This is a genomic window from Amorphus sp. MBR-141, from assembly GCF_053628695.1.
The window spans coordinates 308657-332879 of sequence record NZ_JBRJGW010000001.1; the positions used below are offsets into that span (position 1 = coordinate 308657).

Consider the following 24223-nt stretch of genomic DNA (forward strand, 5'->3'; position numbering starts at 1 on the left):
GGGCGTGTGCCCCGCCATCACCGGCGGGGCGAATTCACCCGGTCAGGACGCCGCCTTGAGGGCCTTGGCGGGGGTGGAGGTCGCCCGGTATTCGTCGGCCGGCATCAGCGTGCGGCCGAGGGCCTCGGCCATCTGGCGCACGGTGCGGAACGTCTCGGCGTTGCTCTCGATGAGGTCGTCGCGGTGCGGCCACTTCCACACCGTGTCCTCCATGCCGACGCGCACGTGCAGCCCCATGATCAGCGCCAGGTTGGCGAGGTAGAGCCCGGCGCGGCCGCCGGTGCAGACGACGATCCGGGCGCTTGGGTCGACGTGGCGGATGAGGCGGACCATGCGCTGCAGGCCGTCGATCATCGTCTCGGTGCTCCACATGGGCGAGCAGCCCGGGAGGCCCGGCAGCACCAGCCACGTCAGGCCGCCGCCGAGCAGGCCCGGCTCGATCAGGAAGCGGCGGGCGTTGTCCACGTCCCCGTCCGTGTAGACGGCGAGCTGCGGCGTCATGCCGGCCTCCAGCACCAGCCGGGTCTTCTCGATGATGGCGTGCGGCGGCTTGACGAACAGGTTGTCGCCGAGGATCACGGCGGTGGTGTTCACCGGCACCGCATCGACGAGCTTCGTCTTCAGCATCGCCTCCAGCTCCGCGCTCTCGGCGTCGTTCACGGCGACCAGGCAGGCGTCGAAGGCGACCTGCGGGTGGCGGCCGCGCAGCTCGCCGAGGATCTCGGTGAACAGCCCGGTGTCGAGCACGTTGAAGCCGCGCTGGTCGCGGGCGTGGACATGGATGATCTGGGCGCCCTCGGCGATGCACTCCTCGGCGGAGGCGATGATCTCCTCGGCGGTGATCGGCTGGGCGGGGTTCTCCGCCTTGGTGAAGAAGGCGCCGTTGATGGCGGTGGAGACGATCGCCTTTTCCGGCACGTCCCAACGTGGCATCTGCCGGGCGGAGGTGAACGCCGACCGGTCGGCGCTCATCACCTGGGGGAAGCCGTAGGGCCGCCAGTAGGTGTTGAGCTTCTCCCGCTCGGTCCACTTGGCCACGCGGTCCATGTTGATGCCGGACGTGTCGCTCTTGGGCATGGTTTCACCTCTGGTTCGCGCGCCAATGACAGGGGGAAAGCCGTTCCCGACGGCCGGTCCGGAGCCTAGCATCGGCGCATTGGTTTCACAACTAGACTATCTATGGCGAGCGATCACGCTCACACGGTTTCCAAGGTCTTGCCGGGCGTTTGGACCGCTGAGCGTGGCTCTCGTGGGTATGATGGCCGGCCGCCCGTAGCCTGGGCGCCGTTCAGCGTTGCCCAATCGAACCGCTCCAGGTTTCGAGGCCGGTGCTGGCCGATCGGGCGGTCTGCCGGATCGGCGGCCGCGTCAGCGCGCCAGGTCGAGCATGTTGGGCAGCCACAGCGCGATGATCGGAAACAGGATCAGGATCATCAGCCGGACCAGGTCGGCGGCGAGGAACGGCATGATGCCGCGGAAGATCGTCGACAGGCTGACGTTCGGCACCATCGCCTTCATGACGAAGACGTTCATGCCGATCGGCGGGGTGATCATGCCGATCTCGATGACCATGACGTTGATGACGCCCCACCAGATCGGGTCGTAGCCGAGGCTGAGGATCAGCGGGAAGACGAACGGCAGGGTGATGATCATCGACGAGATGGTGTCGAAGATGGAGCCGAGGATCAGGTAGAGGACCATCAGCAGCAGGATGATCATCAGGGGCGAGAGGCCGGATCCGCTGATGCTGGAGACCAGCAGTTCCGGCAGCTGCGACAGCGTGATGGCGTAGGTGAAGATCGAGGCGCCGATGACGATGATGTAGATCATCGAGGTGGTGGCGGCGGTCTCGCTGAGGACGTTCCAGAACTCCCGCCAGCTCAGCCTGCGCCGTCCGAGCGCGATGGCGAAGGCGAGCGCCGCGCCTACGGCGGCCGACTCGGTGACCGAGAAGACGCCGGCGTAGATGCCGCCGGTGACGGTGACCATCAGGGCGATCGCCGCCCAGCCGTCCAGGACGATCTTCAGCCGGTCGCGCATGCTGGTGCGCTCGCCCGCCGGGCCGGCTTCGGGATAGACGAGCACGTAGAGGCGCACGGCCACCGCGTGCAGCGCCACGGCCAGCACGGCCGGTAGCAGCGCCGCCACGAACAGGGTGAGCACGAACTGCTCGGTGAGCACCGCGTAGAGCACGAAGATGATCGACGGCGGGATCAGCATGCCGAGCGTGCCGCCGGCGGCGATCGAGCCGGTCGCCAGCGTTTCGGCGTAGCGGCGCTGGATCATCTCGCCGAGCGCGACCCGGGTCATCGTCGCGGTGGTGGCGACCGACGATCCGCAGATGGCGCCGAAGCCGGCGCATCCGCCGATGGTGGCCATGGCGAGCCCGCCGCGCACGTGGCCGACGAAGGCGTAGGCGATCCGGTAGAGATCCGCCGACAGGCCGCCCGCCGTGGCGAACCCTCCCATCAGCAGGAACAGCGGCACGATGGCGAGATCGGCGCTGGCGAGCTTGCCCACGGTCTCGGTGCCGAACAGGGAGACGGCGGCGCCGAAGTTGCGCAGCAGCCCGAAGGTGACGAGCCCGGACAGGGCCATGGACACGCCGATCGGCACGTGCACGGCGATCAGGACGAACATCAGGCCGAGGCCGAGCAGCCCGATCACTTCGCTATCCATGATCGCGGCCCTGGCTGGTGGGGCGGGCGGCACCCGACGGGATGCGGGCGATGTCGCTGAGGGCGACGACGGCCTGGAGGGGCACGCAGAGCCCGAAGAAGATGGTGGCGGCCCACCAGATCGGGCCGACCGGGATGCGCAGCAGGAAGGTGGTCTCGCCGGACTGGGTCACCTCGCCGGCGTAGACGCCCATCTGCCAGGTGATCAGCACGAACATCAGCGTGGTCGCCAGCGCCGCGAAGGCGTCCAGCACCGCCGAGGCATGGCGGCCGAGGAGGGCGCCGAGAAAGCGGATCTGGATCTGCCGGCGCTCGAACAGGCCGGCCGAGAAGCAGGCGGAAATCACCACGATGATGGCGAGCTTGGTGACGTCGTCGATGCCGGCGAGCGGCGCCCCGAGGAGCCAGCGGGCCAGGATGTCGGCAACCGTCAGGACCGCGACCAGCAGCAGCCCGCCGATCCCGACGATGCCGCTGGCCCTCGAGACGCGCGACAGCCGACTTTCAATCTCATCGAACATGAAGGGCCGATGCTCTGGATCACCGCGAGATCAGGTCGCCGCGACCTGATCTCATGAAACGTGATCGATTCGAAAACCGCGGAGCGGGATGCGGGCGGAAACCGCGCCAGCGTGGCGCGATTCCGGCCGGTTGCCAGGCGCGCGTCAGTTGGCGCGCATCTTCTCGAGCAGGGCCTCGTAGGCCTCCAGCCCGTCCGGACCGTTCTTGGCGACGATCTCGTCGCGCACCGGCCTGGTGCGGGCGCGGATCTCGGCGATGTCCGCGTCGCTCGGCTCGACGACGGTCTGGCCGGCCTCGGCCTTCGTGCGGGCGATGGCCTCCGCCTCGAATTTGGCGAAGCTGTCGCCCTGCAGCTTGACCAGCCGCTCGCCGCTCTCGTCGATGGCCTTCTTCGCCTCCGGCGGGAGCGTCTCGTAGACGTCCTTGTTGATGGCGACGACGAACGGCAGCACGCCGAGACGGGCGTTGTAGTGGTTGTCGGTGACTTCCATGACCTTGAAGGAATCGGCGACGGACCAGTCGGCCACCGCCCCATCGAGCAGGCCGCGGTTGATGTTTTCCGCCATTTCGGTCGGGCTCATCGCCTGGGGCACGGCGCCGAGCGAGGTGAGGACGGCGGTCTGCACCGGGCCGGCGGCGCGGATCTTCAGGCCCTTCAGGTCGTCCACCGTCTTCACGTCGGCGGTGGAGTGCACCGCGTAGGGGGCGGAGGTGTAGATCGACACCACCTTGAAATCGTCGAGGCCCTCGATCTTGCCGTCCTGGAAGAGCTGCCAGGCGGCGCCGCTCGCCTCGGCGGAGCTGCGCGCGAGGCCCGGCAGCTCGAACATGTCGAAGTCCGGATAGACGCCCGGATAGTAGCTGGGGACCATGATCGTCAGGTCGGCGACGCCGTCCTTCAGGAGCTTCGGCTGGGCGGCCGGGCTGCGGCCGAGGGTGCCGCCGGCGTAGAGCTTGATGGTGGTGTCGCCGCCGGCGTTCTGATTGAACCATTCGATCCACGGCTCGAGCACTTCCTTGACCGTGGTCGAGGTCGGCGAGACGAAGGTCGCGAAGGCGAGCTCCTTGGCGTCGGCCGCGGCGGTGCTGCAGGCGAGCGCCAGGGCGACGAAGGCGGTGTGCCGAAGTTTCATATGGGGTCTCCCTCCCGAGCTTTGGCCGCCTGTTGATCGGGGCGCGAGGCGCTCCGGCGCGGCATTCGTTTTATAATCAGACCTTAGATGTGGCCGTCTAGTTATGCAAGTGTATGTCGCGCCCGGCGGCGGGCGAGGCGGGCGGCGCCGGCGCGGCCGGGGCATCTTCGGCTGCGCGCAGGGTGCCGGGTCCCGTCTGCGCTGCCAAATCCCTGATGCCGGCTTGACGGTTTGCGGCCGCATTCCTAATATCGGAAAAAACCGATAATCGGAATGCGTGGGGGAAATGCCGGAACCCAAGAACCAGCTTCAGACGCTGCAGCGTGCCTTCGACGTCGTCCGGGCCGTCTCGGATGCCGGCCGCCCGCTGTCGACGTCGGAGATCGCCGAGGCGATCGGCACCGGCACCACGATCGCCCACCGGATCGTGCGCTCGCTGGAGGCGAACGGCTACCTCGAGCGCGATGCCGAGAAGCGCTACCGGCGGCCGTTGAGCGGCGGGATGACCCGGACGCTCCACGAGGGATTGCGCCTGCTGCAGGAGGTGTCCGCCGCCGGCGCCGGCGGCATGGGGGCGGCGGCGCTGGCCGCCCGGATGGACCTCACCGACGGGCAGGTGGTTTCGGCGCTCACCCAGCTCGCCGACGCGGGCATGGTCGAGGCGCGCAGCGACGGCGCCTGGGCGATCTCGCCGGGCATCCTCGCCTATGCGCGCCCGGTGCTCAGCCAGAACGCCCAGCTCGCCGCGCTCAGGCCGCTGATGCGCGACCTGGCCGACCATTACGAGGAGACGGTGACCTGGTTTCGGCGGTCCGGCTGGAACCAGGTGGTGGTCGACGTGCTGCCCTGTCCGCGCCCGGTGCGCTACGTGCTCGATGCCGGCACCCGGTTTCCCCTCTATGTCGGCGCGGCCGGCAAGGCGCAACTGGCGCAACTGCCCGGCGACGAGGTCGACGCCTACCTCACCACCCTCTCGCCGAAGCTGTTCACCCGCTTCGAGGTCGACGTGGATGCGCTTCGCCAGGAGCTCGTTGCCATCCGATCGCGCGGCTATGCGGTCTCGATCGGCGAGCGCGTGGAGGGGGCCGCCGCGGTGGCGGTTCCCGTCTTCACGCTGGAGGGCGAGGTGGCCGGCGTGCTGGGCGTGATGATGCCGATCTTCCGCACCTCGCCGGCGCAGCTGGCCGCCATCGGCGACGACCTGGTCGCCCGCACGCGCGGCATCCTCTCCGGCGGCGACACCCCTTCTATGACAGGCAGGACGGCATGATCCGCGACACCGAGAAACTCGACGCGCTGCTGGCCGAGGTGCACGCCTGGGTGCGCGAGGTGGCCCATCCGAACGAGGACCGGGTCGCGCAAGACGACCGGATTCCGGACGAGATCGTCGCCGACATGGCGGCGCGCGGCTTCTTCGGCTGGTCGATCCCGGAGGAATATGGCGGCCTCGGCCTGACCACCGAGGAGCTGATTCTCGGCGCGCTCGAGCTGTCCCAGTGCGCGGTCGCGTTCCGGGCCCGCGTCGGCACCAACACCGGCATCGGATCCGAGGCGCTGGTGGCCGACGGCACCGACGAGCAGAAGCGCCGCTTCCTGCCGCGGCTGGCGAACGGCGCGGCGACCGGCTGCCTGGCGCTGACGGAGCCGAACGCCGGCTCCGACGCCACCGCCATCGAGACCACGGCGCGCCGCGACGGCGACGCCTACGTGCTCGACGGCATGAAGTGCTACATCACCAACGCGCCGATCGCCGACCTCTTCACCGTGTTCGCCCGCACCGATCCGGAGACCTCCGGCGCCCGCGGCGTCAGCGCCTTCATCGTCGAGCGCGGCACCCCGGGGCTTTCCACCAGCGACGGCTACCGGATGATGGGCCAGTCGGGTTCGCCGGTGGGCGAGGTGACGTTCGAGGGCTGCCGGGTGCCGGCGGAGAACCTGATCGGCGGGGTCGAGGGGCTCGGCTTCAAGACCGCCATGAAGGTGCTGAACAAGCAGCGCATCCACCTGGCGGCGCTCTGCACCGGACCGGCGATCCGCATGTTCGACCTGGCGATGGCGCATGCCCGGACGCGCCAGCAGTCGGGTAAGCCGATCATCGATTTCCAGCTCGTCAGCGCGCTGCTTGCCGACTGCCAGACCGAGATCCATGCGGCCCGCGCGCTGATCCTGGAGACCGCCCGGGCCCGGGACGAAGGCCGCGACATCGCGCTGGAAGCGTCGATCTGCAAATATTTCGCCTCGGAGATGTGCGGCCGGGTCGCCGACCGCGCCGTCCAGGTGTTCGGCGGCGCCGGCTATGTGGCCGACCACAGCCCCATCGAGCGCTACTACCGCGACGTGCGGCTGTTCCGGATCTACGAGGGCACCAGCCAGATCCATCAGATGAACATCGTCAAGCAGACGCTGCGGCGGGCCGGCGCATGAGCGCGGAGGCGGTGGTCATGGACGCGGACGCGGGAGCCGGCGCGGAGCGGGGCTTCGATCTCGACCTTCTGTTCCGGCCGCGCGCCATCGCGGTGGTGGGCGCCACGGAAACGCCGGGCGCCGTCGGCAGCCAGGTGATCGAGAACCTGATCCACCACGGCTATGGCGGCACCGTGCTGCCCATCAACCCGAAATACGACCGCGTGCACGGCTTCGCCTGCTTCCCCGACATCGCGGCGCTGCCGGAAGTGCCGGATCTCGTGGCGATCGCGGTGCCGGCGGCCCACGTGGCGCGCGTCGTCGCGGCGGCGGGGCGCAAGGGGATCCCGTTCGCGGTGGTGTTCGCCTCCGGGTTCGCGGAGACGGGGGAGGCGGGCATCGCGCTGCAGGCGGAGCTGGCTGCTGCGGCGCGCGACGCCGGCGTGCGGCTGATCGGGCCGAACTGCCAGGGCATCATGAACGTCGCCGAGCGCATCCATGTCGGCTTCGGTCCGCCCTACCGGCTCACCTACAAGCCCGGCTCCGTCGGCGTCGTCTCCCAGTCCGGCGCGTTCGGCAACTCGCTGGTGATGGGCATGAGCGACGAGGGCATCGGCATGCGCCGCTATGCCTCGACGGGCAACGAGGTGGACACCAACGCCCTCGATCTGATCGACGGCATGCTCGACGATCCCGAGATCGGCGTCATCGCCGGCTACATCGAGGGCTTCCGGGACGCGGTGCCGCTGCGCCGGATCGCCGCCAAGGCGGTGGCGCGCAACGTGCCGGTCGTGCTGTGGAAGGTCGGGAACTCCAAGGCTGGCGCCCACGCGGCCGCCTCCCACACCGCCAACCTCGCCGGTGACCCGCGCTTCTACCGCGCCGCCTTCGACCAGCTCGGCATCATCAGTGCCGGCGACGTGGGCGACATGGCCGACTGCATCCGCGCGCTGGCGCCGAAGCGCTGGGCGGGCGGGCCGCGCGTCGGCATCGTGACGATCTCCGGTGGGGCCGGCGTCGCCATGGCCGACCGGGCGGAGGAGCTCGGGCTGTCGATCGAGCCGTTCGCGGATGCGACGCTCGCCGACCTGCGCACGCGGCTGCCGGCCTTCGCCTCGATCGCCAATCCCCTCGACGTCACCGCCGGCGCGCTCACCGATCCGGAGTCGCTGCGCGAGGCGCTGGAGGCGGTGGTGGCCGATCCGAACGTCGACATGCTGGCGGTGGCGCTGGCCGCGACGGCGGGCGCGGCGGCGGTGACGATGACGGCGGCGCTGGCGGCGCTCGCCACGCGCGTGGCGACGCCGATCGTCGTCGCCTGGAACGCCGCGCAGGCCGACAACCGGGCCGCCTTCGACACGCTGGCGGCGGCCGGCATCCCGGTGTTCGCGACGCCCGGACGGGCGATCCGCGGGCTGTCGGCGATCGCCCGCTTCGGTGCGGCGGTGGCGGCCGCGGGGCCGGCGCTGGCGCTGCCGGAGGGGCCGCGTGGTCCGGCCGGGCCGGTGCGCACCCTCAACGAGATGGACTCCAAGGGTCAGCTTGCGGGGACCGGCATCGTCGCGCCGGGGGAGGCGGTGGCGGACACCGCCGACGCCGCCGTCGCGGCGGCCGGCGCGCTCGGCTTTCCCGTCGTGATGAAACTCCTGTCGGAGACCATCGTCCACAAGTCCGACATCGGCGGCGTGCGGCTGAACCTTTGCTCCGACGCCGAGGTCCGCGACGCCTTCGCGGCGATCGCCGAGGCGGGCGGCAAGGCCGAGCCGGGCGTGGCAACCCGGGTGCTGGTGCAGCAGCAGGTCGCCGGCGGGGTCGAGGTGATCCTCGGCGCGCGGGTCGACGACGTCTTCGGGCCGATGGTGATGGTCGGGGCCGGCGGCATCCTCGCCGAGGTGATCTCCGACGTGGCGTTCCGGCTCGCGCCGATCGACGCGGACGAGGCGCGCCGGATGATCGCCGAGACGAAGGTGGCGCGCATTCTCGCCGGCATTCGCGGGCGCCCGCGCTGCGACGTCGACGCGCTTGCCGAGGCCATCGCCGGGCTGTCGCGCAAGATCGCCTCCGCCGATGGACCTCTTCGCGAGATCGAGATCAACCCGCTCTTCGTCCAGACGGACGGGGCGGGGGTGGTGGCCGGCGACTGCGTGGCCCATGTGGCCGCGCCGGAGCCGGTGCCGGCGGCTGGCCGGGCCTGACGCCCGGACAGCCAAGCAAGCCTGAAGAAGGCGGGACGACAACCCGCCGGACACAACGAGACCTGAAATGGGAAGGAGACACCCCGTGAAGCATCTTTCGAGCCGCCTTGCCGCCGTCGTCCTGTCGGCGACCATCCTCGCTCCGGCCGCCGTGGTCGCGGCCGACTACCCGGCGCGTCCGGTCACCGTCATCGTGCCGTTCCCGGCCGGCGGCAGCACCGACACCATGGCCCGCGCCGCCGCCCGCGAGTTCGAGGAGATCCTCGGCACCAACATGCCGGTGACCAACGTCGGCGGTGGCGCCGGCACGGTGGGCACGGCCCAGCTCGCCCGCTCGCGCCCCGACGGCTACACCATCGGCGTGGTCCCGGCGGCGCCGCTGATCAACCAGCCGCACATGCGCGAGACGCCCTATTCGATCGAGGACTTCGATTACATCTGCCAGCTGTTCTACAGCCCGCAGGCGCTGGCGGTGAAGCCGGACTCGCCGTTCAAGAGCCTGAAGGACGTGGTCGACTACGCCCGCGCCCATCCGGGCGAGCTCAGCTACGGCTCGCCGGGACCGGGCTCGCTGCCGCACCTGGCGATGGAGAAGTTCCTCCAGGACACCGACATCCAGATCAAGCACGTGCCCTTCCAGGGTGACGGCCCGGGCGTGACGGCGCTGCTGGGCGGCCACGTCGACCTCTACATGGCGATCATCTCCAACGTCTCGAAGAACGACCTCGATGCCGTCGCCGTGTTCGCCGACGAGCGCGTCGATGCCGCGCCGGACGTGCCGACCTCGGTCGAGCAGGGCTTCCCGACCACCGCCTCCTGGTGGGGCGGCGTCTTCGCGCCGAAGGGCATCCCGACGGACGCCAAGGCGAAGCTGGTCGACGCCTGCAAGCAGACGTCCGAGAAGGAGCGCTTCATCGAGACGCTCGCCAGCCTCGGCACCCTCGTGCAGTTCCGCGACAGCGAAGGCGTCAAGCAGGCCGTCGAGGAGGGCAGCGCCACCAACGGCGAGATCATCCAGCGGGTCCTGAAGTAGCGGCCCGCCGGCGAGGATGAAGCCCATGCCCATGCCACGGTGCATGTCGGATCTGGTTGGCGGAGGCGTCCTTCTCGGCGCCTCCGCCGTCCTCTACGCCCAGACCGTGGGCAAGGGCTTCGCGCACGCCGAAATCGCCCGCGATCCCGTCTGGTATCCGCGGCTGATCCTGGTCCTGCTGGCGGCGGCCTCGATCGGGCTGATCGTGCGGGGGCTGGCCGGGCGCGCGGACAACGGAGGGAGCACCCCCGTCTGGGGGCGCTTCCTGGCGGTCGCGGCGGTGGTGTCGGCCTATTTCCTGCTGTTCGACGTGGCGGGGTTCCTGATCGCCAGCGTCGTCTTCCTGCCGGCGATGACGGTGCTGCTCGGCTACCGGCGCCCGCTGGTGACGGGCCTGGTCACCGTCATCTTCGTCGCGCTGGTCTGGTATTGTTTCGCGGAGATCTTCGTCATCCGGCCGCCCGGTTTCGGCCTCGACGAACTCTTCGCCTGGTTGTGAGGCGGGCCTGACATGGACAGCATCCTCCAGGCGCTGCAGACCATCGCCACCCCGTCGATCCTGTTCTTCATGATCGCCGGCACCGGCGCCGGCATCATCATCGGCGCCATGCCGGGCCTCGGCTCGGTGCTGGCGATCACGCTGGCGCTGCCGCTCACCTTCGTGCTCGGGCCCGAGGCGAGCATCATGCTGCTGCTCGGCCTCTACGTCGGGTCGGTCTACGGCGGCTCGATCTCGGCGATCCTGATCAACACGCCGGGCACGCCCCAGGCGGCGGCGACGCTGTTCGACGGCTACCCGATGATGAAGAAGGGCAAGGGCGGCCTTGCTCTCGGCTGGTCGACCACCGCCTCCCTCATCGGCGGACTGCTGTCGACGCTGGTGCTGATCGCGGCCGCCCCGCTGCTGGCGCGCCTCGGCCTGAAGTTCGGTCCGGTGGAGTATTTCGCCCTCGGCCTGTTCGCGCTCACCTGCGTCATCTCGGTCGCCAACGAGGATCTGCTGCGGGGCGGGGCGGCCTGCTTCCTCGGCCTGCTGGCCGCCACCATCGGCCAGGATCCGCTGACCGGCGACCTGCGCCTGCATTTCTCGTCGTTCGAGCTGTCCGCCGGCATCGGGCTGGTGCCGTTCCTGGTCGGGCTGTTCGCGCTCTCGGAGGTGTTCTGGCGGGTGTCGGAGCGCCACGCCGCGGTGGCGGCCGACGTGCCGCGCAGCGGCTTCGAGTTCCCGGCGATCCGCGAGCTCGGCCGGCGCTGGAAGGTGCTGTTCAAGTCGTCGATGATCGGCACCTGGACCGGGATCCTGCCCGGCATCGGTGCCACGGCGGCCTCGATGATCAGCTACGCCGAGGCCAAGCGCACCTCGCCGAACCGCGACAAGTTCGGAACCGGCGAGCCCGACGGCGTCATCGCCTCGGAGGCCGCCAACAACGCCGTCACCTCCGGTGCCCTCGTGCCGACCCTGTCGCTGGGCATTCCCGGCGACCCGATCACCGCCGTGATGCTCGGCGCGCTGGTCATCCAGGGTGTCACGCCGGGACCGCGGCTGTTCGTCGAGAACGCTGACCTGGTCACCTTCATCTTCGTGGCGCTGTTCTTCGTGAACATCGCCATGTACGTGCTCGGCGTGCTGCTCTGCCCGGTGTTCTCGCGCATCCTGCGCATGCCGGAGCCGCTGCTCCTGTCGGCGGTGGTGGTGCTGATCGCCATCGGCACCTTCACGGTCAACTACAACCCATTCGACCTGGTGGTGGCGCTGGCGGCTGGCCTGGCCGGCTTCCTGCTGCGGCTCGGGCGGTTTCCGCTCGCCCCCATCGTCATCGGCTTCGTGCTGGGGCCGATGATCGAGCAGAGCTTCCGCCAGGGCATGATCCTGCAGGACGGCAACTTCCTGTCCTTCTTCTCCCAGCCGATCGCGCTCGTGCTGTTCGTCATGACCGCGCTGTTCGTCGGCTGGCCGATCTATCGCGGCCTGCGCGAGCGGCGGGCGCGCCCCAACCACGGATGAAAGCCATGAAGGCATACCGGATCGAGGAAACGGCCGAGGGGCCGTGCGGCAGCATCGTCGACCTGTCGCTTGACGACATCGACCAGGGCGACGTGGTCATCCGCACCCGCTTCGCCGGCGTCAACTACAAGGACGCGCTGGCCGGCACCGGCAAGGCGCCGATCATCCGCCGCTATCCGTGCGTCGGCGGCATCGAGGCTGTCGGTCAGGTCGAGACCAGCGCCAATCCGGCTTATCAGCCGGGCGACTGGGTGATCGCCCACGGGCGCGGCATCGGCGTCAGCCACGACGGCGGCTTCGCGGAGCGAGTGCGGGTGCCGGCCGACTGGCTGGTGCGCCTGCCGGAAGGGCTGTCGCCCCGCGAGGCGGCGGTGCTGGGCGTCGCCGGGCATTCGGCAGCCCTCGCCGTCCACAAGATGGAGGCCGCCGGCCTGACGCCCGATCTCGGCCCGGTCGCGGTGACCGGGGCCACCGGCGGGGTCGGCTCGCTCGCGGTCGCGATGCTGGCGAAGCGCGGCTTCACCGTTAGCGCCGTCACCTCCAAGACCGACCAGGAGGGCTTCCTGCGCGGCCTCGGCGCCTCCGACGTCCGCTCGCCACCGCGCGAGCCGAGCCGCAAGCCGCTGGAGGGGGCCGAATGGGCCGGCGCCGTCGACACCGCCGGCGGGCCGCAGCTGGAATGGCTGCTGCGCACGGCTGCGGTGCAGGGCATCGTCACCAGCATCGGCAACGCCGCCGGCATCGCGCTCAACACCACCGTGCTGCCGTTCATCCTGCGCGGCGTGACCCTGATCGGCATCAATTCCGACACGCCGATGCCGCTGCGCCAGACGATCTGGGACCGGCTTGCCGGCGACCTGAAGCCGGCGGACCTCGATGGTCTCGGCCGCGAGATCGTGCTGGAGGAGCTGCCGGCCTACATGGGCGAGATGATCGCGTCGCGCATCCACGGGCGCACGCTCGTCGCCTTCCCGGAGTAGGCGGGTGCGCCCGACCTCTCTCCCGGCAGACGGCACCGACAGCCCGGTGGTGCGCCGCGAGCGACGCGGCGGCATCCTCGTCGTGACGCTCGACGATGCCGGCTCCCGAAACGCCATCGGGCCGGACGTCAATCCGACCCTCACGCATGTCCTCGCCCGGGCCGGGAACGACCCGGCGGTGCGGGTCGTCGTGCTCACCGGCGCCAACGGCTATTTCTCGGCCGGCGGCAACATGCGGGCGCTCAGGCGCACGGTGGAGATGAGCCCGGCGGAGCGGGTCGAGGTGACCGACCGGCTGGCGGCGATGATCCGCACCGTCGTGGGGCTGCCGAAGCCGGTCATCGCGGCGGTGGAGGGCGGGGCGGCCGGCATCGGCTTCGCGCTGGCACTCGCCTGCGACCTGGTCGTCGCGGCCCGGGACGCCCGCTTCGCCGCCGCCCAGGTCCGCATCGGCCTGACGCCGGACGGCGGCATCACGCGGTTCCTGCACGACGCGATGCCGCGCCAGCTGGCGAACGAAATCTGCATGCTGGGCCAGCCGATCGCGGCGGAGCGGCTGCACGCCTTCGGCCTCGTCACCCGGCTGGTCGATGGCGGCGAGGCGCTGGCCACCGCCTTCGACATGGCGGAAACGCTGGCGGCCGGGCCGACCCGGACGATCGGACGGATCAAGCGGCTCCTGACCGCGACCGCATCGGCGGGCCTGGAGGACTGCCTGGAGCTGGAGGCGGACGCCATCAACGCCGCGCGGGCCGATCCCGAGGCAGCCGAAGGCATCGCCGCCTTCCTGGACAAGCGCCGGCCGGAGTTCTGAGCTTGGGTCGGGCGGGGCGGTCGAAAGCCACGGCGCGGATCGCGTCCCGGCGCGCGTCGTGTTAGCGAAGTGGTCGCCGCCTTCCGGCGCTCGCGCAGCATCCGACGACATCCGGCAGTCATGACGGCCACCACAGAACGTCCGAACGCAGATTTCGACATCCTCGTCATCGGGGGTGGGATCAACGGGTGCGGCATCGCCCGCGACGCCGCCGGGCGCGGCTGGAAGGTGCTCCTGTGCGAGATGAACGACCTCGCCAGCGGGACCTCGTCGTGGTCGACCAAGCTGATCCACGGCGGGCTGCGCTACCTCGAATATTTCGAGTTCCGGCTGGTGCGCGAGGCGCTGATGGAGCGCGAGGTGCTGTGGTCGATGGCGCCGCACATCATCCGGCCGCTGCGCTTCGTGCTGCCGCACCACGACGGCCTGCGGCCCGACTGGCTGCTGCGCCTCGGCCTGTTCCTCTACGACCACATGGGCGGGCGGAAGAAGCTGCCGGCGACCCGGACGCTCAACCTGCGCCAGGATCCGGCCGGCCGGCCGCTGAAGGGCGACTACGCCAAGGGCTTCGAGTATTCCGACTGCTGGGTGGACGATGCCCGCCTGGTGGTGCTGAACGCGCGCTCGGCGCAGGAGAAGGGGGCCGAGATCCGCACCCGGACGAAGGTGGTCGGGCTGGAACGGCGGGACGGCGTCTGGGCCGTCGATCTGGTGAACGCCGACGGCCGGGAGGAAACCGTCACTGCGCGGCTGGTGGTCAACGCCGGCGGGCCGTGGGTCGACCGGGTGATCGCCTCGGCCTCCCATGCCGAGTCCCACAACGTCCGGCTCGTGCAGGGCAGCCACATCGTCGTGCCGAAGCTCTACGACCACGACCGCTGCTACATCTTCCAGAACGCCGACGGGCGGATCATCTTCGCCATTCCCTATGAGGGGGAGTTCACGCTGATCGGCACCACCGACCGCGACTATTCGGGCGATCCGGCGAAGGTGGCGATCACCGCCGAGGAGACCGCCTATCTGTGCGCGGCGGCGAACGAATACTTCACCCGCACGGTCACGCCGGACGACGTGGCGTGGGCCTATTCCGGCGTGCGGCCGCTCTACGACGACGGGGCGAGCGCGGCGCAGGCGGCGACCCGCGACTACGTGCTGAAGATCGACGGCGGTGACGGCACCCCGCCGCTGATCAACGTGTTCGGCGGCAAGATCACCACCTACCGCCGGCTGGCGGAAACCGCGCTGGAGAAGATCGGCGCAGCCCTGGGGGAGACGCGCGGCAGGCCGTGGACGGCGGGCGCCACCCTGCCGGGCGGCGATTTCCCGGTCGACGGCACCGAGGCGCTGGTCGACGCGATCCACGGCGCCCATGCGGCGCTGCCGCGTCCGCTGGTGGCCCGGCTGGTCCGCGCCTACGGCACCGAGACCCGCAGGATCCTTGAGGGCGTGCAGACGCCGGCCGACCTCGGCCGCGACTTCGGCGCCGGCCTGAGCGAGCGCGAGGTCGCCTGGCTGCGCGCCAACGAGTGGGCCGTCACCGCCGACGACATCGCGTGGCGGCGCTCCAAGCTCGGGCTGCACATGACGGCGGACGAGCTGGCCGGGCTCCGGGCCGCACTCGGCGACGCCGAACCCGTGCGCACCCTCTCCGCCCCCTGAGCCGGCGCACGGCCGCCGACCGGTGCGCCAATGCGCGGCTCCGAGCGGGCGCGGACCGAGGCTCGCGCGGGGTGCTTCTGTCCGGACCGGATTTGCTTTAGTCACGGAGACGGCGGCGACCGTGCCGCCCCCGACCAGCCGGCGCGCGGGCTCACGCGAGATCCGCAGAAGACCGGCGGCGGGGATCCGGGAGGACCTGCATGGATTTCACGATTCCGTCCGACGTCGAGGAGCTCAGGCGCCGCATCGCCGCCTTCGTGGCCGACGAGCTGCTGCCGCTGGAGGCGCAGCCCGACGCCTACGACGGCCACGGCAACATCGCCCACGGGCCGCTGGAGGCGTGCCGGGCGAAGGCGCGCGCCGCCGGGCTGTGGACGCTGCAGCTCAGCCGGGAGGAGGGCGGCCACGGCCTCAACCGGCAGGCGATGGCGGTCTGCTACGAGGAGATGAACCGGTCGATCTTCGGCCCCGTGGTATTCAACTCCGCCGCCCCCGACGACGGCAACATGATGATGCTGGACATGCTCGGCACCCCCGAGCAGAAGGCGACATGGCTGCGGCCGATCGCCGACGGATCGGTGCGCTCGGCCTTCGCCATGACGGAGCCGCACCCGGGCGGCGGCTCGGACCCGTCGATGATCCGCACCCGCGCCGAACGCGTCGGCGACCGCTACGTGGTGACCGGCCGCAAGTGGTTCATCACCGGGGCCGAGGAGGCCGCCCACTTCACCCTGATCGCGCGGACATCCGACGATCCGCGCCACGGCCTGACGGCGTTCCTGTTCCACCGCGACCAGCCGGGCTGGCACATCGTCCGCCGCATTCCGATCATGGGGCCGGAGGAGCACGGGGGCCATTGCGAGATCGTGTTCGACGGGCTGGAGATCGCGCCGGAGAACGTGCTGGTCGGCGAGGGCAGGGGCCTGAAGGTGACGCAGACGCGGCTCGGCCCGGCGCGGCTCACCCACTGCATGCGCTGGCTCGGCCTGTCGAAGCGCTGCGTCGAGATCGCCCGGGAGTATGCCGGCCGGCGCGAGGGGTTCGGGGTGCGGCTCGCCGACCGGGAATCGGTGCAGCTGATGCTCGGCGACCTGGCCATGCAGATCGAGATCGGCCGGCTCTTGGTGATGAAGGCCGCCTGGGAGCTCGACCAGGGGCGCTTTGCCCGCAAGGAGATCTCGATGGCCAAGGTCCACGTCGCCAACCTGCTGCACAAGGCGGCCGACACGGGCATCCAGATCAACGGCGCGCGCGGCTACTCCACCGACACGCCGCTGGAATGGATCTACCGCTACGCCCGCCAGGCGCGCCTCGTCGACGGCGCCGACGAGGTCCACAAGATGGTCCTGAACCGCACCCTCGACGCCGAGGAGACCGGCTTCTGGGCGTGGGACGTGCAGGGATGACGCGACCACCGACGGCACCGGCGGACGGCGCGCCGGAGGTCGCCGCGGCGGTGCTGAAGCCGTTCCTCGACGCCGAGCTCGGCCCGGCCGACACGATGCGGCTGGAGCGGATCGGCGGCGGCCAGTCCAACCCCACCTTCTTCCTCGACCACGGTGCGCGGCGGATGGTGCTGCGCAAGAAGCCGGCCGGCGAGATCCTCAAGGGCGCCCACGCCATCGAGCGCGAGTACCGGGTGCTGCGGGCGCTGTTTCCGACCGGCGTGCCGGTTCCCGAGCCGATCCTCATCCACGAGGACCCGGACCTCATCGGCACGCCGTTCTATCTGATGGCGCGGGTCGACGGCCGGGTGTTCTCCGACTGCGCGCTGCCGGGGCTGGAGCCGGCCGAGCGCTGGGCGATCTACATGGCGATGGCGGACACCATGGCCCGCATGCACGCCGTCGATCCTGACGCCGTGGGGCTCGGCGACTACGGCCGGCCGGGCACCTATTTCGCCCGCCAGGTGTCGCGCTGGACGCGCCAGCTCGACGGGTCGGGGTCGAAGAGCCCGGAGTTCGAACGGCTGGCAAAGTGGCTCGCCGACCACATGCCGGTCGATGACGGCCGCGCGGCGCTGGCGCATGGCGATTATCGCCTGGGCAACCTGCTGTTCCACGCGACCGAGCCGCGCGTCGTCGCCATCCTCGACTGGGAGCTGTCGACCATCGGCCATCCGCTCGCCGATCTCGGCTTCTGCTGCATCCCGTGGGTGACGGCGCCGGACGAGTACGGCGGGCTGCTCGACCTCGACATTGCCTCCCTCGGCATCCCGTCGATGGACGCGTTCGTCGGCCGCTACATGGAGGCGGCCGGCGACGTGGCGCCGCTGGCGCCGTTCCACGTGGCGTTCGCGCTGTTCCGCTTCGGGGTGATCTTCGCCGGCATCGCCGACCGGGCCCGCGCCGGCAATGCGGCCGGGGACAATGCCTCGGAGCTGGGGCCGCTCGCCCAGCGCTTCGCCGTGCGCGCGCTGGAGGTCATCGACCGGCCCGGCTGACCGGTCCCTCAGCCGGGCTGGCGGGCGAAGGCGGACCAGGCGCGCTCCAGCCGGTCGAGGTTGTCGGCGGTGTAGGCGCCGAAGTCGAAGTCCACCTCCGAGCGCAGCTCCGACACCATGCTCCACAGCGTCTCGCGCAGCAGCGAGGCGGTCTTCATGGCGGCGAAGCGGTGGCGCAGGCCGTCGTCCGGCGCGGCGTCGAAATAGAGCCCCAGCAGGTCGTCGTCCCGGTCGTCGTCGAAGGCGCTGTTGGAGGACAGCCCGCCGAGATCGAACAGCGGCGTGTTGAAGCCGGCGTAGTCCCAGTCGATCAGCCACAGGCGGTCGCCGTCGTCGATGAAGTTCGCCGGCAGAAGGTCGTTGTGGCCGAAGCCCATCTCGATCGCGCCGGTGGCGGCCTCGAGCGCGTCGGCGCGTGCCATCAGCACCGGGAGCAGGGCCGCGTGGCGGCTGCCACCGTCGGCGAGCACCCGGGCGTAGTGCCGGCAGATGTGGAACACCCAGAACACCAGCGCTGGCGCGGACACCGTGCGCGCCATGTCGCGGTGGCACCGCCGCAAGAGCGGCACGATCCGGCGCAGCGTGCGGGGGTCGCGGACGTCGGCCTCGCCGAGCGTGCGGCCCTCGATGAACTCGAGCACCAGCACGCCGGGCTCGGCATGCACCACCGGCGGCGAGATGCCCAGCTCGGCGGCGGCCCGCGAGGCGGCCAGCTCGTTGAAGCGCATGACGCCGTGGACGGGGATGTCCTCGCCGACGCGCACGAAGCAGCGGCGGCCGCCGTCCTCGACCAGGAAGTTGGTGTTGGTGATCCCGCCGGTCACCGGCTGAGGGTCGACGGGCCCGCTCCAGATGTCGAGACGGGCGGCGCGTTCCGAGGCGCGCGCGGCGTCAGCCATGGGTCCTCCTCACTCGATCTGAAGCTGGCGCTTGCGCTCTTCCGCCCAGGCGCTGATCAGCCGGTCGGCGATCATCGCGATGAAGGCGACGCACAGGCCCGCCACCACGCCTTGCCCGATATCGGCGCGGGTCAGCGCGATGTAGACCTCCTGGCCGAGATCGTTGGTGCCGACGAGGGCGGTGATCACCAGCATCGACAGCGCCATCATGATGGTCTGGTTGAGCCCCAGCATGAGCTCCGGCATGGCCAGCGGCAGCTGCACCTTCCAGAGCAGCTGGGAGGGCTTGCAGCCGGCCATGGTGCCGGCCTCGATGATGCTGGGGCGCACCTTGCGGATGCCGTGGTCGGCGTAGCGCACGGCGGGCGCCAGCGCATAGAGCACGATGGCGATCATCGCCGAGAAGTCGCCGACGGCGAACAGCATCACCACCGGGATCAGGTAGACGAAGCTCGGCAGCGTCTGCAGGGTGTCGATGGTGGTGCGGACGATCCGCCGGATGCCGGGATGGCGGGCCGACAGGATGCCGACCGGGATGCCGATGGCGCTGGCGATGATCACCGACAGGCCGCAGAGATAGACGGAGATCATCGCCTTCTCCCAGTTGCCGGTAAGGGCGATGAAGGCGGCCATCAGGGCGACGGTGACGGCGAGGCGCAGCCCACCGAGCCGCATGCCCGCGACCGCCAGCACCGCCATGACGCCGAGCCAGGGCGCATCGACCATGAAGCGCTTCAGCGGCACCAGAACGTAGATCAGCAGGAACGACTTGATGGCGTCCAGATAGTCGTAGAGGTGGACGTTGATCAGCCGCACCAGCTCGTCCCAGAAGGGGCCGGTGTCGATCACCATCGACTGGGGATAGAGCGCGATCGACGGCGCCAGCGCGGCGGTCAGGAAGCCGGCGAAGACCAGCGCGAAGAAGACGACCGCGGTGGCGTGGCGGGCCAGGAAGCTCTTGTCCATCTCCACGTGCAGCGGCTGCTTCTGCCGGGTGACGAAGGCCTGGCTCAGCCGGTCGAGGGTGATCGCCAGCAGGGTGATGGCAAGGCCCGCCTCCAGCCCGTCGCCGATGGCGAGCCGGCGCAGCGACGTCAGCACGTCGCGGCCAAGGCCGCCGGCGCCGATCATCGAGGCGATGATCACCATGTTGAGCGAGAGCATGATGACCTGGTTGACGCCGACCATCAGGCTGGGGCGCGCCGTCGGCAGCAGGATCCGCCACAGCATCTGCCGCGCGGTGCAGCCGGTCATGTTGCCGAACTCGACGATCTCCGGCGCCACGCCGCGCAGCGCCAGCATGGTCACGCGGACCATCGGCGGCATTGCATAGATGATCGTGGCGATCATCGCCGAGACCGGCCCAAAGCCGAACAGGAACAGCACCGGCACCAGGTAGGCGAACACCGGCACCGTCTGCATCAGGTCGAGAACCGGACGGATGACGCGGGCGAAGCCCTCGTGGCGGTGGGCGAGGATGCCCAGCGCCGTGCCGACCACGACGCCGACCGGCACCGCGACCAGAATCGACGACAGGGTGATCATCGCGCTCGCCCACTGGCCGAACACGGCGAGGTAGAGGAAGCACAGGAAAGAGAGGATCGCGAGGCCGCGGCCGCCGAAGCGCCAGCCGAGCCACGTCACCGCGGCCACGACGGCGAACCACGGCACCGGGGGGAACAGGATGGTGCCGTCGCCGATCGGCAGATGCCAGCCCTTCGACAGCACCGCGATGCAGGCCTGCAGCGGCAAGCCGAGGACCCAGGCGATCCCCCGGGTCAGCTCCTTGAAGGTGAACAGGCCGAAGGAGAGATCGTTGACCAGCCAGTCCATGGCCGCCGAGATCCAGCCCTTCAGCGGCAGCACGAAGACGTCGGCCGGGTCGCCCAGCCAGGCGACATGGGGGGCGGCGATCCACAGGCCGACCAGCACGGCGAGCGCCCCGGCCCAGACCAGCCAGCCCGGCAGCCCAGTTGCCGCCGGCGGATTTTCGGCGGTTGCCAGGCTCATGCCGATTCCGCCAGCAGCGTGATGACGGCGTCGCGGTCCACCTGGCCCACCGTCTGCCCGCGCCGGTTGACCACGGCGAACGGCCTGTCGGCCTCGATCAGCCGGGCGGCGAAGCTGGAGATGCGGTCGCCGGGCAGGACCTGGCCGGCGTAGTCGGCGCCGTCGGCCGGGGCCGCCATGATGGCGCGGGCCGAGAGCACCTTGGAGCGCGCCACGTCGCGGGTGAACTCCTCGACATACGGCGTCGCCGGCCGCACGACGATGTCCTCGGGCGTGCCCACCTGGACGATTTCGCCGTGGTTCATGATGGCGATGCGGTCGGCGAGGCGGATGGCCTCGTCGAAGTCGTGGGTGATGAAGACGATGGACTTGTGGAGCAGGCGCTGCAGCCGCAGGAACTCGTCCTGCATCTCGCGCCGGATCAGCGGATCCAGGGCCGAGAAGGGCTCGTCCAGGAACCACAGCTCCGGCTCGGTGGCGAGCGAGCGGGCGATGCCGACGCGCTGCTGCTGGCCGCCGGACAGGCCGCGGGGGAAGTCCAGCTCGCGGCCGCCGAGGCCGACCAGCTCGATGACCTCCATCGCGCGCTTCTCGCGCGTCGCCCGGTCGATGCCCTGGATCTCCAGCGGGAAGGTGACGTTGCCGAGCACGCTGAGGTGCGGCAGCAGCGCGAAGTGCTGGAACACCATCCCCATCTTGTGGCGGCGGATGTCGATCAGCTCCTTCTGGGAGCAGGCGAGCAGGTCCTGGCCCTCGAACACGAGTTCACCGGCCGTCGGCTGCAACAGCAGCGACAGGCAGCGGATGATCGTCGACTTGCCCGAGCCGGACAGCCCCATGATGACGAAGATCTCGCCGTCGTGGACGTCGATGGAGGCGTCGCGCACGGCGGGCGTCAGGCCGGCCTCGTCCAGGTCCCTGGTGGTGGGCCGTCCGCCCGTCCGTTCGAGAAGCCGCCTGCCCTCCCGGGTGCCGTCCTCGCCGAAGATCTTCCACAGCCCCCGGCAGGAGAGCTTGACGCTGCGCTCGTCGTCGGAATCCGGCGAGATCGGCGGCGGCGCGGAACTGGCGGGCGGGGTGACGGTGGCTTCGGACATAGATCCTGACGGAGGTTGTGGACGGGAAATCCGATGGGCAGGGCCCAAACGCCGGGCGCGAAGCGATGGCGGTACCCGGCGAGATACGTCAGATCAGGCCGCCGGCGTCGTGCCCGGGCCTGATCTGGAAACGCTCTGGCGGGCGGGGCGCGCTGCGTCCCGCCCGGCGGAAGAGGATCAGCTCTTCGGGATCCAGCTCTTCCAGGTGTCCTGATGGGCGTCGAGCCACTCGTCGACCACCGTCTGGATCGGCATCCCGTCGACGTCGACCTTGCCGATCATCGCACCCATGTCGTCGTTGGTCATGTCGAAGTTGCGGATGGCCTCGTAGGCGGCCGGCCACTTCTCCTCGCCACCGGCCCAGCCGACGGCCTTGATCCAGCCGTACGGCTTGCCGCAGTCGTAGGCCATGTCCGGGTTCTCGCCCCAGCTCGGATCGTCGTAGCAGGCGTCCTCGTATTCCGGGAACTTGACCCACTCGCCCTCGAACTGGATCGGCGCCCAGTGCGGCGCGTAGATCCACGCGAGAACCGGCTTCTTGCGCTGGTAGGCGGACTGGACCTCGGCGAGCAGCGCGGCGTCGGTGCCGGCGTGGATCACCTCGTAGTCCAGGCCGAGCGCTTCGATGCGCTCCTCGTCATGGCCGCCCCAGGTGACCGGCCCGCCGAGATAGCGGCCCTTCGGGCTGGTTTCCGGCGAGGCAAACAGCTCGGCGCAGTCGTTCAGCGCCTTCCAGTCGGGCAGGCCCGGGCAGTCTTCCTTGACGTAGGCCGGGTACCACCACTCTTCCTTGGCTTCCATTCCGGTCTCGCCGAGATCGACGGTGTTGCCGGTCTTCAGCGACTTCTCGAGCGCGTCCTTGCCCGTCGTCTCCCAGATCTCCATGGCGACGTCGAGGTCGCCGCTTTCCAGGCCGGCGAACTGGGCGAGGTAGTCGGCCTGAACGTAGTCGACGGTGTAGCCCATCTCTTCCAGCACACCGCCCATGACCCGGGTGGTGATTTCCTGTCCGGTCCAATCGTTGATGGTCATCTTGATCGGGTCGTCGGACTCCGGAACGCCCTGGGCGAAGGCGCTGCCCGCGGCGGTGGCGAGCATCGTCGCGCCGAGCAGGAGGCGGGCGCTGGTCTTGGTGATCGACTGTCGGCTGGTCATCGCATGTTTCCCCTTGCGGTGTGGTGTCCAGGACGGCCGCCGGGGCGAGGGCACCGGCGTCCTTGGGCGCTCCACGGCCACCGCCGGATGCGTGCGGGACGGCCAGAAACGAACCCGAGGCGCGTTCGGACAGGCCCCCGTCAGGACCTGCCCGTACCCGCCAGCTTCGAAATTCCCAAACATATTGCGGCACAAAAACCACAACTGTCAACCGAAAGGCCACAAAAAGCCACAAATCCACCGTTCATGGAGGATGGGGCCATGACACGTGCCGGGGGTTGACCGATGTCTGAACATGCGGTGGAGGAAGCGTTCGGGCCGGGGGCCCGGGAGAGCCAGGCGAGGAGCAGATCGTTGCACAAGACGGCCCGCTACAGCGCGATCATGCGCGCGCTCGAGCGTTCGGGATCCTGCAGCGTCGCGGATCTGACGCGGGCGCTCGGGGTGTCCGACGAGACCGTGCGGCGCGACATCAAGGCGCTCGCCGCGCGCGGCCTGGTGGAACGCGTTCACGGCGCGGTGCTGCTGCCCGAGCGCAGCGGCGAGGCGGAGTTCGAGAAGCGCATGGCGCTGAACGCCGCCGCCAAGACGGCGATCGCCCAGCGCGTGCTGGACGAGATCCAGGACGGCGACGCGCTGATGATCGACAACGGCGCCACGACGGCCTACGTCGCCCGCGCGCTGCTCGCCCGCCGCGATCTCTTCGTCGTCACCAACGGCACCGACATCGCCCGCACGCTGGTGCGCCAGACGGGCAACCGCGTGCACCTCGCCGGCGGCGAGATCCGCGCCAGCGACAACGCGGCGTTCGGCGAGACCACCATCCAGTTCATCCGCAATTTCCGCGCCCGCTACGCGATCCTGTCGATCGGCGCCATCCACCCGGAGGGCGGGTTCATGGATTTCCATCTGCAGGAGGCGGAACTGGCGCGGGCGATGATCGCCCAGTCGTCCCAGTCGATGGTGGTGGCCGACCACACCAAGTTCCGCAACCAGGCGCCGGTGAGCGTCTGCGGCCTCGACGGCATCGGCACGCTGGTCTGCGACCGGCCGCCCCCCGAGCCGCTGGCCCAGGCGCTGGCGCATCACGAGACCCGCGTCCTCACCGCCGTCTCCGACGGGGGCGAGGCGCCGGATCGGCAGGAGATGGCGGGCGCGTCGCACCCCTGAACACGGCGGGATCGTTGGGACCGGACC

General features: G+C 70.2%; 20 protein-coding genes. 12 read left to right on the forward strand and 8 right to left on the reverse strand.

The window, feature by feature from the left end; translation table 11 throughout:
- Positions 1–42: 42 nt before the first annotated feature.
- The 4 genes from ACSSVZ_RS01415 to ACSSVZ_RS01430 all read right to left on the reverse strand — a co-directional run bounded on the left by ACSSVZ_RS01415 (position 43) and on the right by ACSSVZ_RS01430 (position 4333).
- Positions 43–1077 carry a 3-keto-5-aminohexanoate cleavage protein gene (locus ACSSVZ_RS01415; protein ID WP_453967807.1) on the reverse strand — a complete coding sequence of 345 codons (1035 nt, stop codon included), beginning with the start codon at positions 1075–1077 and terminating at the stop codon, positions 43–45.
- 291 nt (positions 1078–1368) lie between these two features.
- Positions 1369–2679: a TRAP transporter large permease gene (locus tag ACSSVZ_RS01420; RefSeq protein ID WP_453967808.1), complete on the reverse strand. Its 1311-nt coding sequence runs from the start codon at positions 2677–2679 to the stop codon at positions 1369–1371.
- Positions 2672–3199, reverse strand: coding sequence for a TRAP transporter small permease (locus tag ACSSVZ_RS01425; RefSeq protein ID WP_453967809.1), 528 nt, complete (start codon positions 3197–3199; stop codon positions 2672–2674). The genes ACSSVZ_RS01420 and ACSSVZ_RS01425 overlap by 8 nt, the downstream gene beginning before the upstream one ends.
- 144 nt (positions 3200–3343) lie before the next feature.
- A complete protein-coding gene (locus tag ACSSVZ_RS01430) occupies positions 3344–4333 on the reverse strand; it encodes a TRAP transporter substrate-binding protein (protein WP_453967810.1) in 990 nt (329 codons plus the stop codon).
- Positions 4334–4619: 286 nt separating this feature from the next.
- Here ACSSVZ_RS01430 and ACSSVZ_RS01435 point away from each other — a divergent pair, with 286 nt between their 5' ends.
- The 11 genes from ACSSVZ_RS01435 to ACSSVZ_RS01485 all read left to right on the forward strand — a co-directional run bounded on the left by ACSSVZ_RS01435 (position 4620) and on the right by ACSSVZ_RS01485 (position 17865).
- Positions 4620–5603, forward strand: a complete 984-nt coding sequence (locus tag ACSSVZ_RS01435; RefSeq protein WP_453967811.1) for an IclR family transcriptional regulator — start codon at positions 4620–4622, stop codon at positions 5601–5603.
- Complete coding sequence (locus ACSSVZ_RS01440) at positions 5600–6757, forward strand: acyl-CoA dehydrogenase family protein (RefSeq protein WP_453967812.1); 1158 nt, start codon at positions 5600–5602, stop codon at positions 6755–6757. Before ACSSVZ_RS01435 ends, ACSSVZ_RS01440 begins: the two co-directional genes overlap by 4 nt.
- Complete coding sequence (locus tag ACSSVZ_RS01445) at positions 6754–8931, forward strand: acetate--CoA ligase family protein (RefSeq protein WP_453967813.1); 2178 nt, start codon at positions 6754–6756, stop codon at positions 8929–8931. The genes ACSSVZ_RS01440 and ACSSVZ_RS01445 overlap by 4 nt, the downstream gene beginning before the upstream one ends.
- Before the next feature lie 85 nt (positions 8932–9016).
- Positions 9017–9964: a Bug family tripartite tricarboxylate transporter substrate binding protein gene (locus ACSSVZ_RS01450; RefSeq protein ID WP_453967814.1), complete on the forward strand. Its 948-nt coding sequence runs from the start codon at positions 9017–9019 to the stop codon at positions 9962–9964.
- 25 nt (positions 9965–9989) lie between these two features.
- Positions 9990–10463, forward strand: coding sequence for a tripartite tricarboxylate transporter TctB family protein (locus ACSSVZ_RS01455; protein ID WP_453967815.1), 474 nt, complete (start codon positions 9990–9992; stop codon positions 10461–10463).
- Positions 10464–10475: 12 nt separating this feature from the next.
- Positions 10476–11969 (forward strand): tripartite tricarboxylate transporter permease, encoded by a 1494-nt coding sequence (locus ACSSVZ_RS01460; RefSeq protein WP_453967816.1) that lies wholly within the window; start codon positions 10476–10478, stop codon positions 11967–11969.
- Positions 11970–11974: 5 nt separating this feature from the next.
- Entirely contained in the window at positions 11975–12949 is a 975-nt protein-coding gene (locus tag ACSSVZ_RS01465; protein WP_453967817.1) for a YhdH/YhfP family quinone oxidoreductase, read from the forward strand.
- Positions 12950–12953: 4 nt separating this feature from the next.
- Positions 12954–13763, forward strand: a complete 810-nt coding sequence (locus tag ACSSVZ_RS01470; RefSeq protein ID WP_453967818.1) for an oxepin-CoA hydrolase, alternative type — start codon at positions 12954–12956, stop codon at positions 13761–13763.
- A 120-nt stretch (positions 13764–13883) separates the two neighbouring features.
- Complete coding sequence (gene glpD / locus ACSSVZ_RS01475; RefSeq protein WP_453967819.1) at positions 13884–15422, forward strand: glycerol-3-phosphate dehydrogenase; 1539 nt, start codon at positions 13884–13886, stop codon at positions 15420–15422.
- A gap of 200 nt (positions 15423–15622) precedes the next feature.
- Entirely contained in the window at positions 15623–16828 is a 1206-nt protein-coding gene (locus ACSSVZ_RS01480) for an acyl-CoA dehydrogenase family protein (protein WP_453967820.1), read from the forward strand.
- Positions 16825–17865 (forward strand): phosphotransferase family protein, encoded by a 1041-nt coding sequence (locus ACSSVZ_RS01485; protein WP_453967821.1) that lies wholly within the window; start codon positions 16825–16827, stop codon positions 17863–17865. The genes ACSSVZ_RS01480 and ACSSVZ_RS01485 overlap by 4 nt, the downstream gene beginning before the upstream one ends.
- An 8-nt stretch (positions 17866–17873) precedes the next feature.
- On the opposite strand, the gene ACSSVZ_RS01490 is transcribed toward ACSSVZ_RS01485, so the two are convergent.
- The 4 genes from ACSSVZ_RS01490 to ACSSVZ_RS01505 all read right to left on the reverse strand — a co-directional run bounded on the left by ACSSVZ_RS01490 (position 17874) and on the right by ACSSVZ_RS01505 (position 23026).
- Entirely contained in the window at positions 17874–18764 is an 891-nt protein-coding gene (locus tag ACSSVZ_RS01490) for a phosphotransferase (protein WP_453967822.1), read from the reverse strand.
- A gap of 9 nt (positions 18765–18773) precedes the next feature.
- Positions 18774–20774, reverse strand: coding sequence for an ABC transporter permease (locus ACSSVZ_RS01495; RefSeq protein WP_453967823.1), 2001 nt, complete (start codon positions 20772–20774; stop codon positions 18774–18776).
- On the reverse strand, positions 20771–21871 hold the full coding sequence (locus tag ACSSVZ_RS01500; RefSeq protein WP_453967824.1) for a quaternary amine ABC transporter ATP-binding protein: 1101 nt from the start codon (positions 21869–21871) through the stop codon (positions 20771–20773). Before ACSSVZ_RS01500 ends, ACSSVZ_RS01495 begins: the two co-directional genes overlap by 4 nt.
- Before the next feature lie 177 nt (positions 21872–22048).
- Complete coding sequence (locus tag ACSSVZ_RS01505; protein ID WP_453967825.1) at positions 22049–23026, reverse strand: ABC transporter substrate-binding protein; 978 nt, start codon at positions 23024–23026, stop codon at positions 22049–22051.
- A gap of 354 nt (positions 23027–23380) precedes the next feature.
- Here ACSSVZ_RS01505 and ACSSVZ_RS01510 point away from each other — a divergent pair, with 354 nt between their 5' ends.
- Entirely contained in the window at positions 23381–24196 is an 816-nt protein-coding gene (locus ACSSVZ_RS01510) for a DeoR/GlpR family DNA-binding transcription regulator (RefSeq protein ID WP_453967826.1), read from the forward strand.
- The last annotated feature ends 27 nt before the right edge of the window (positions 24197–24223 follow it).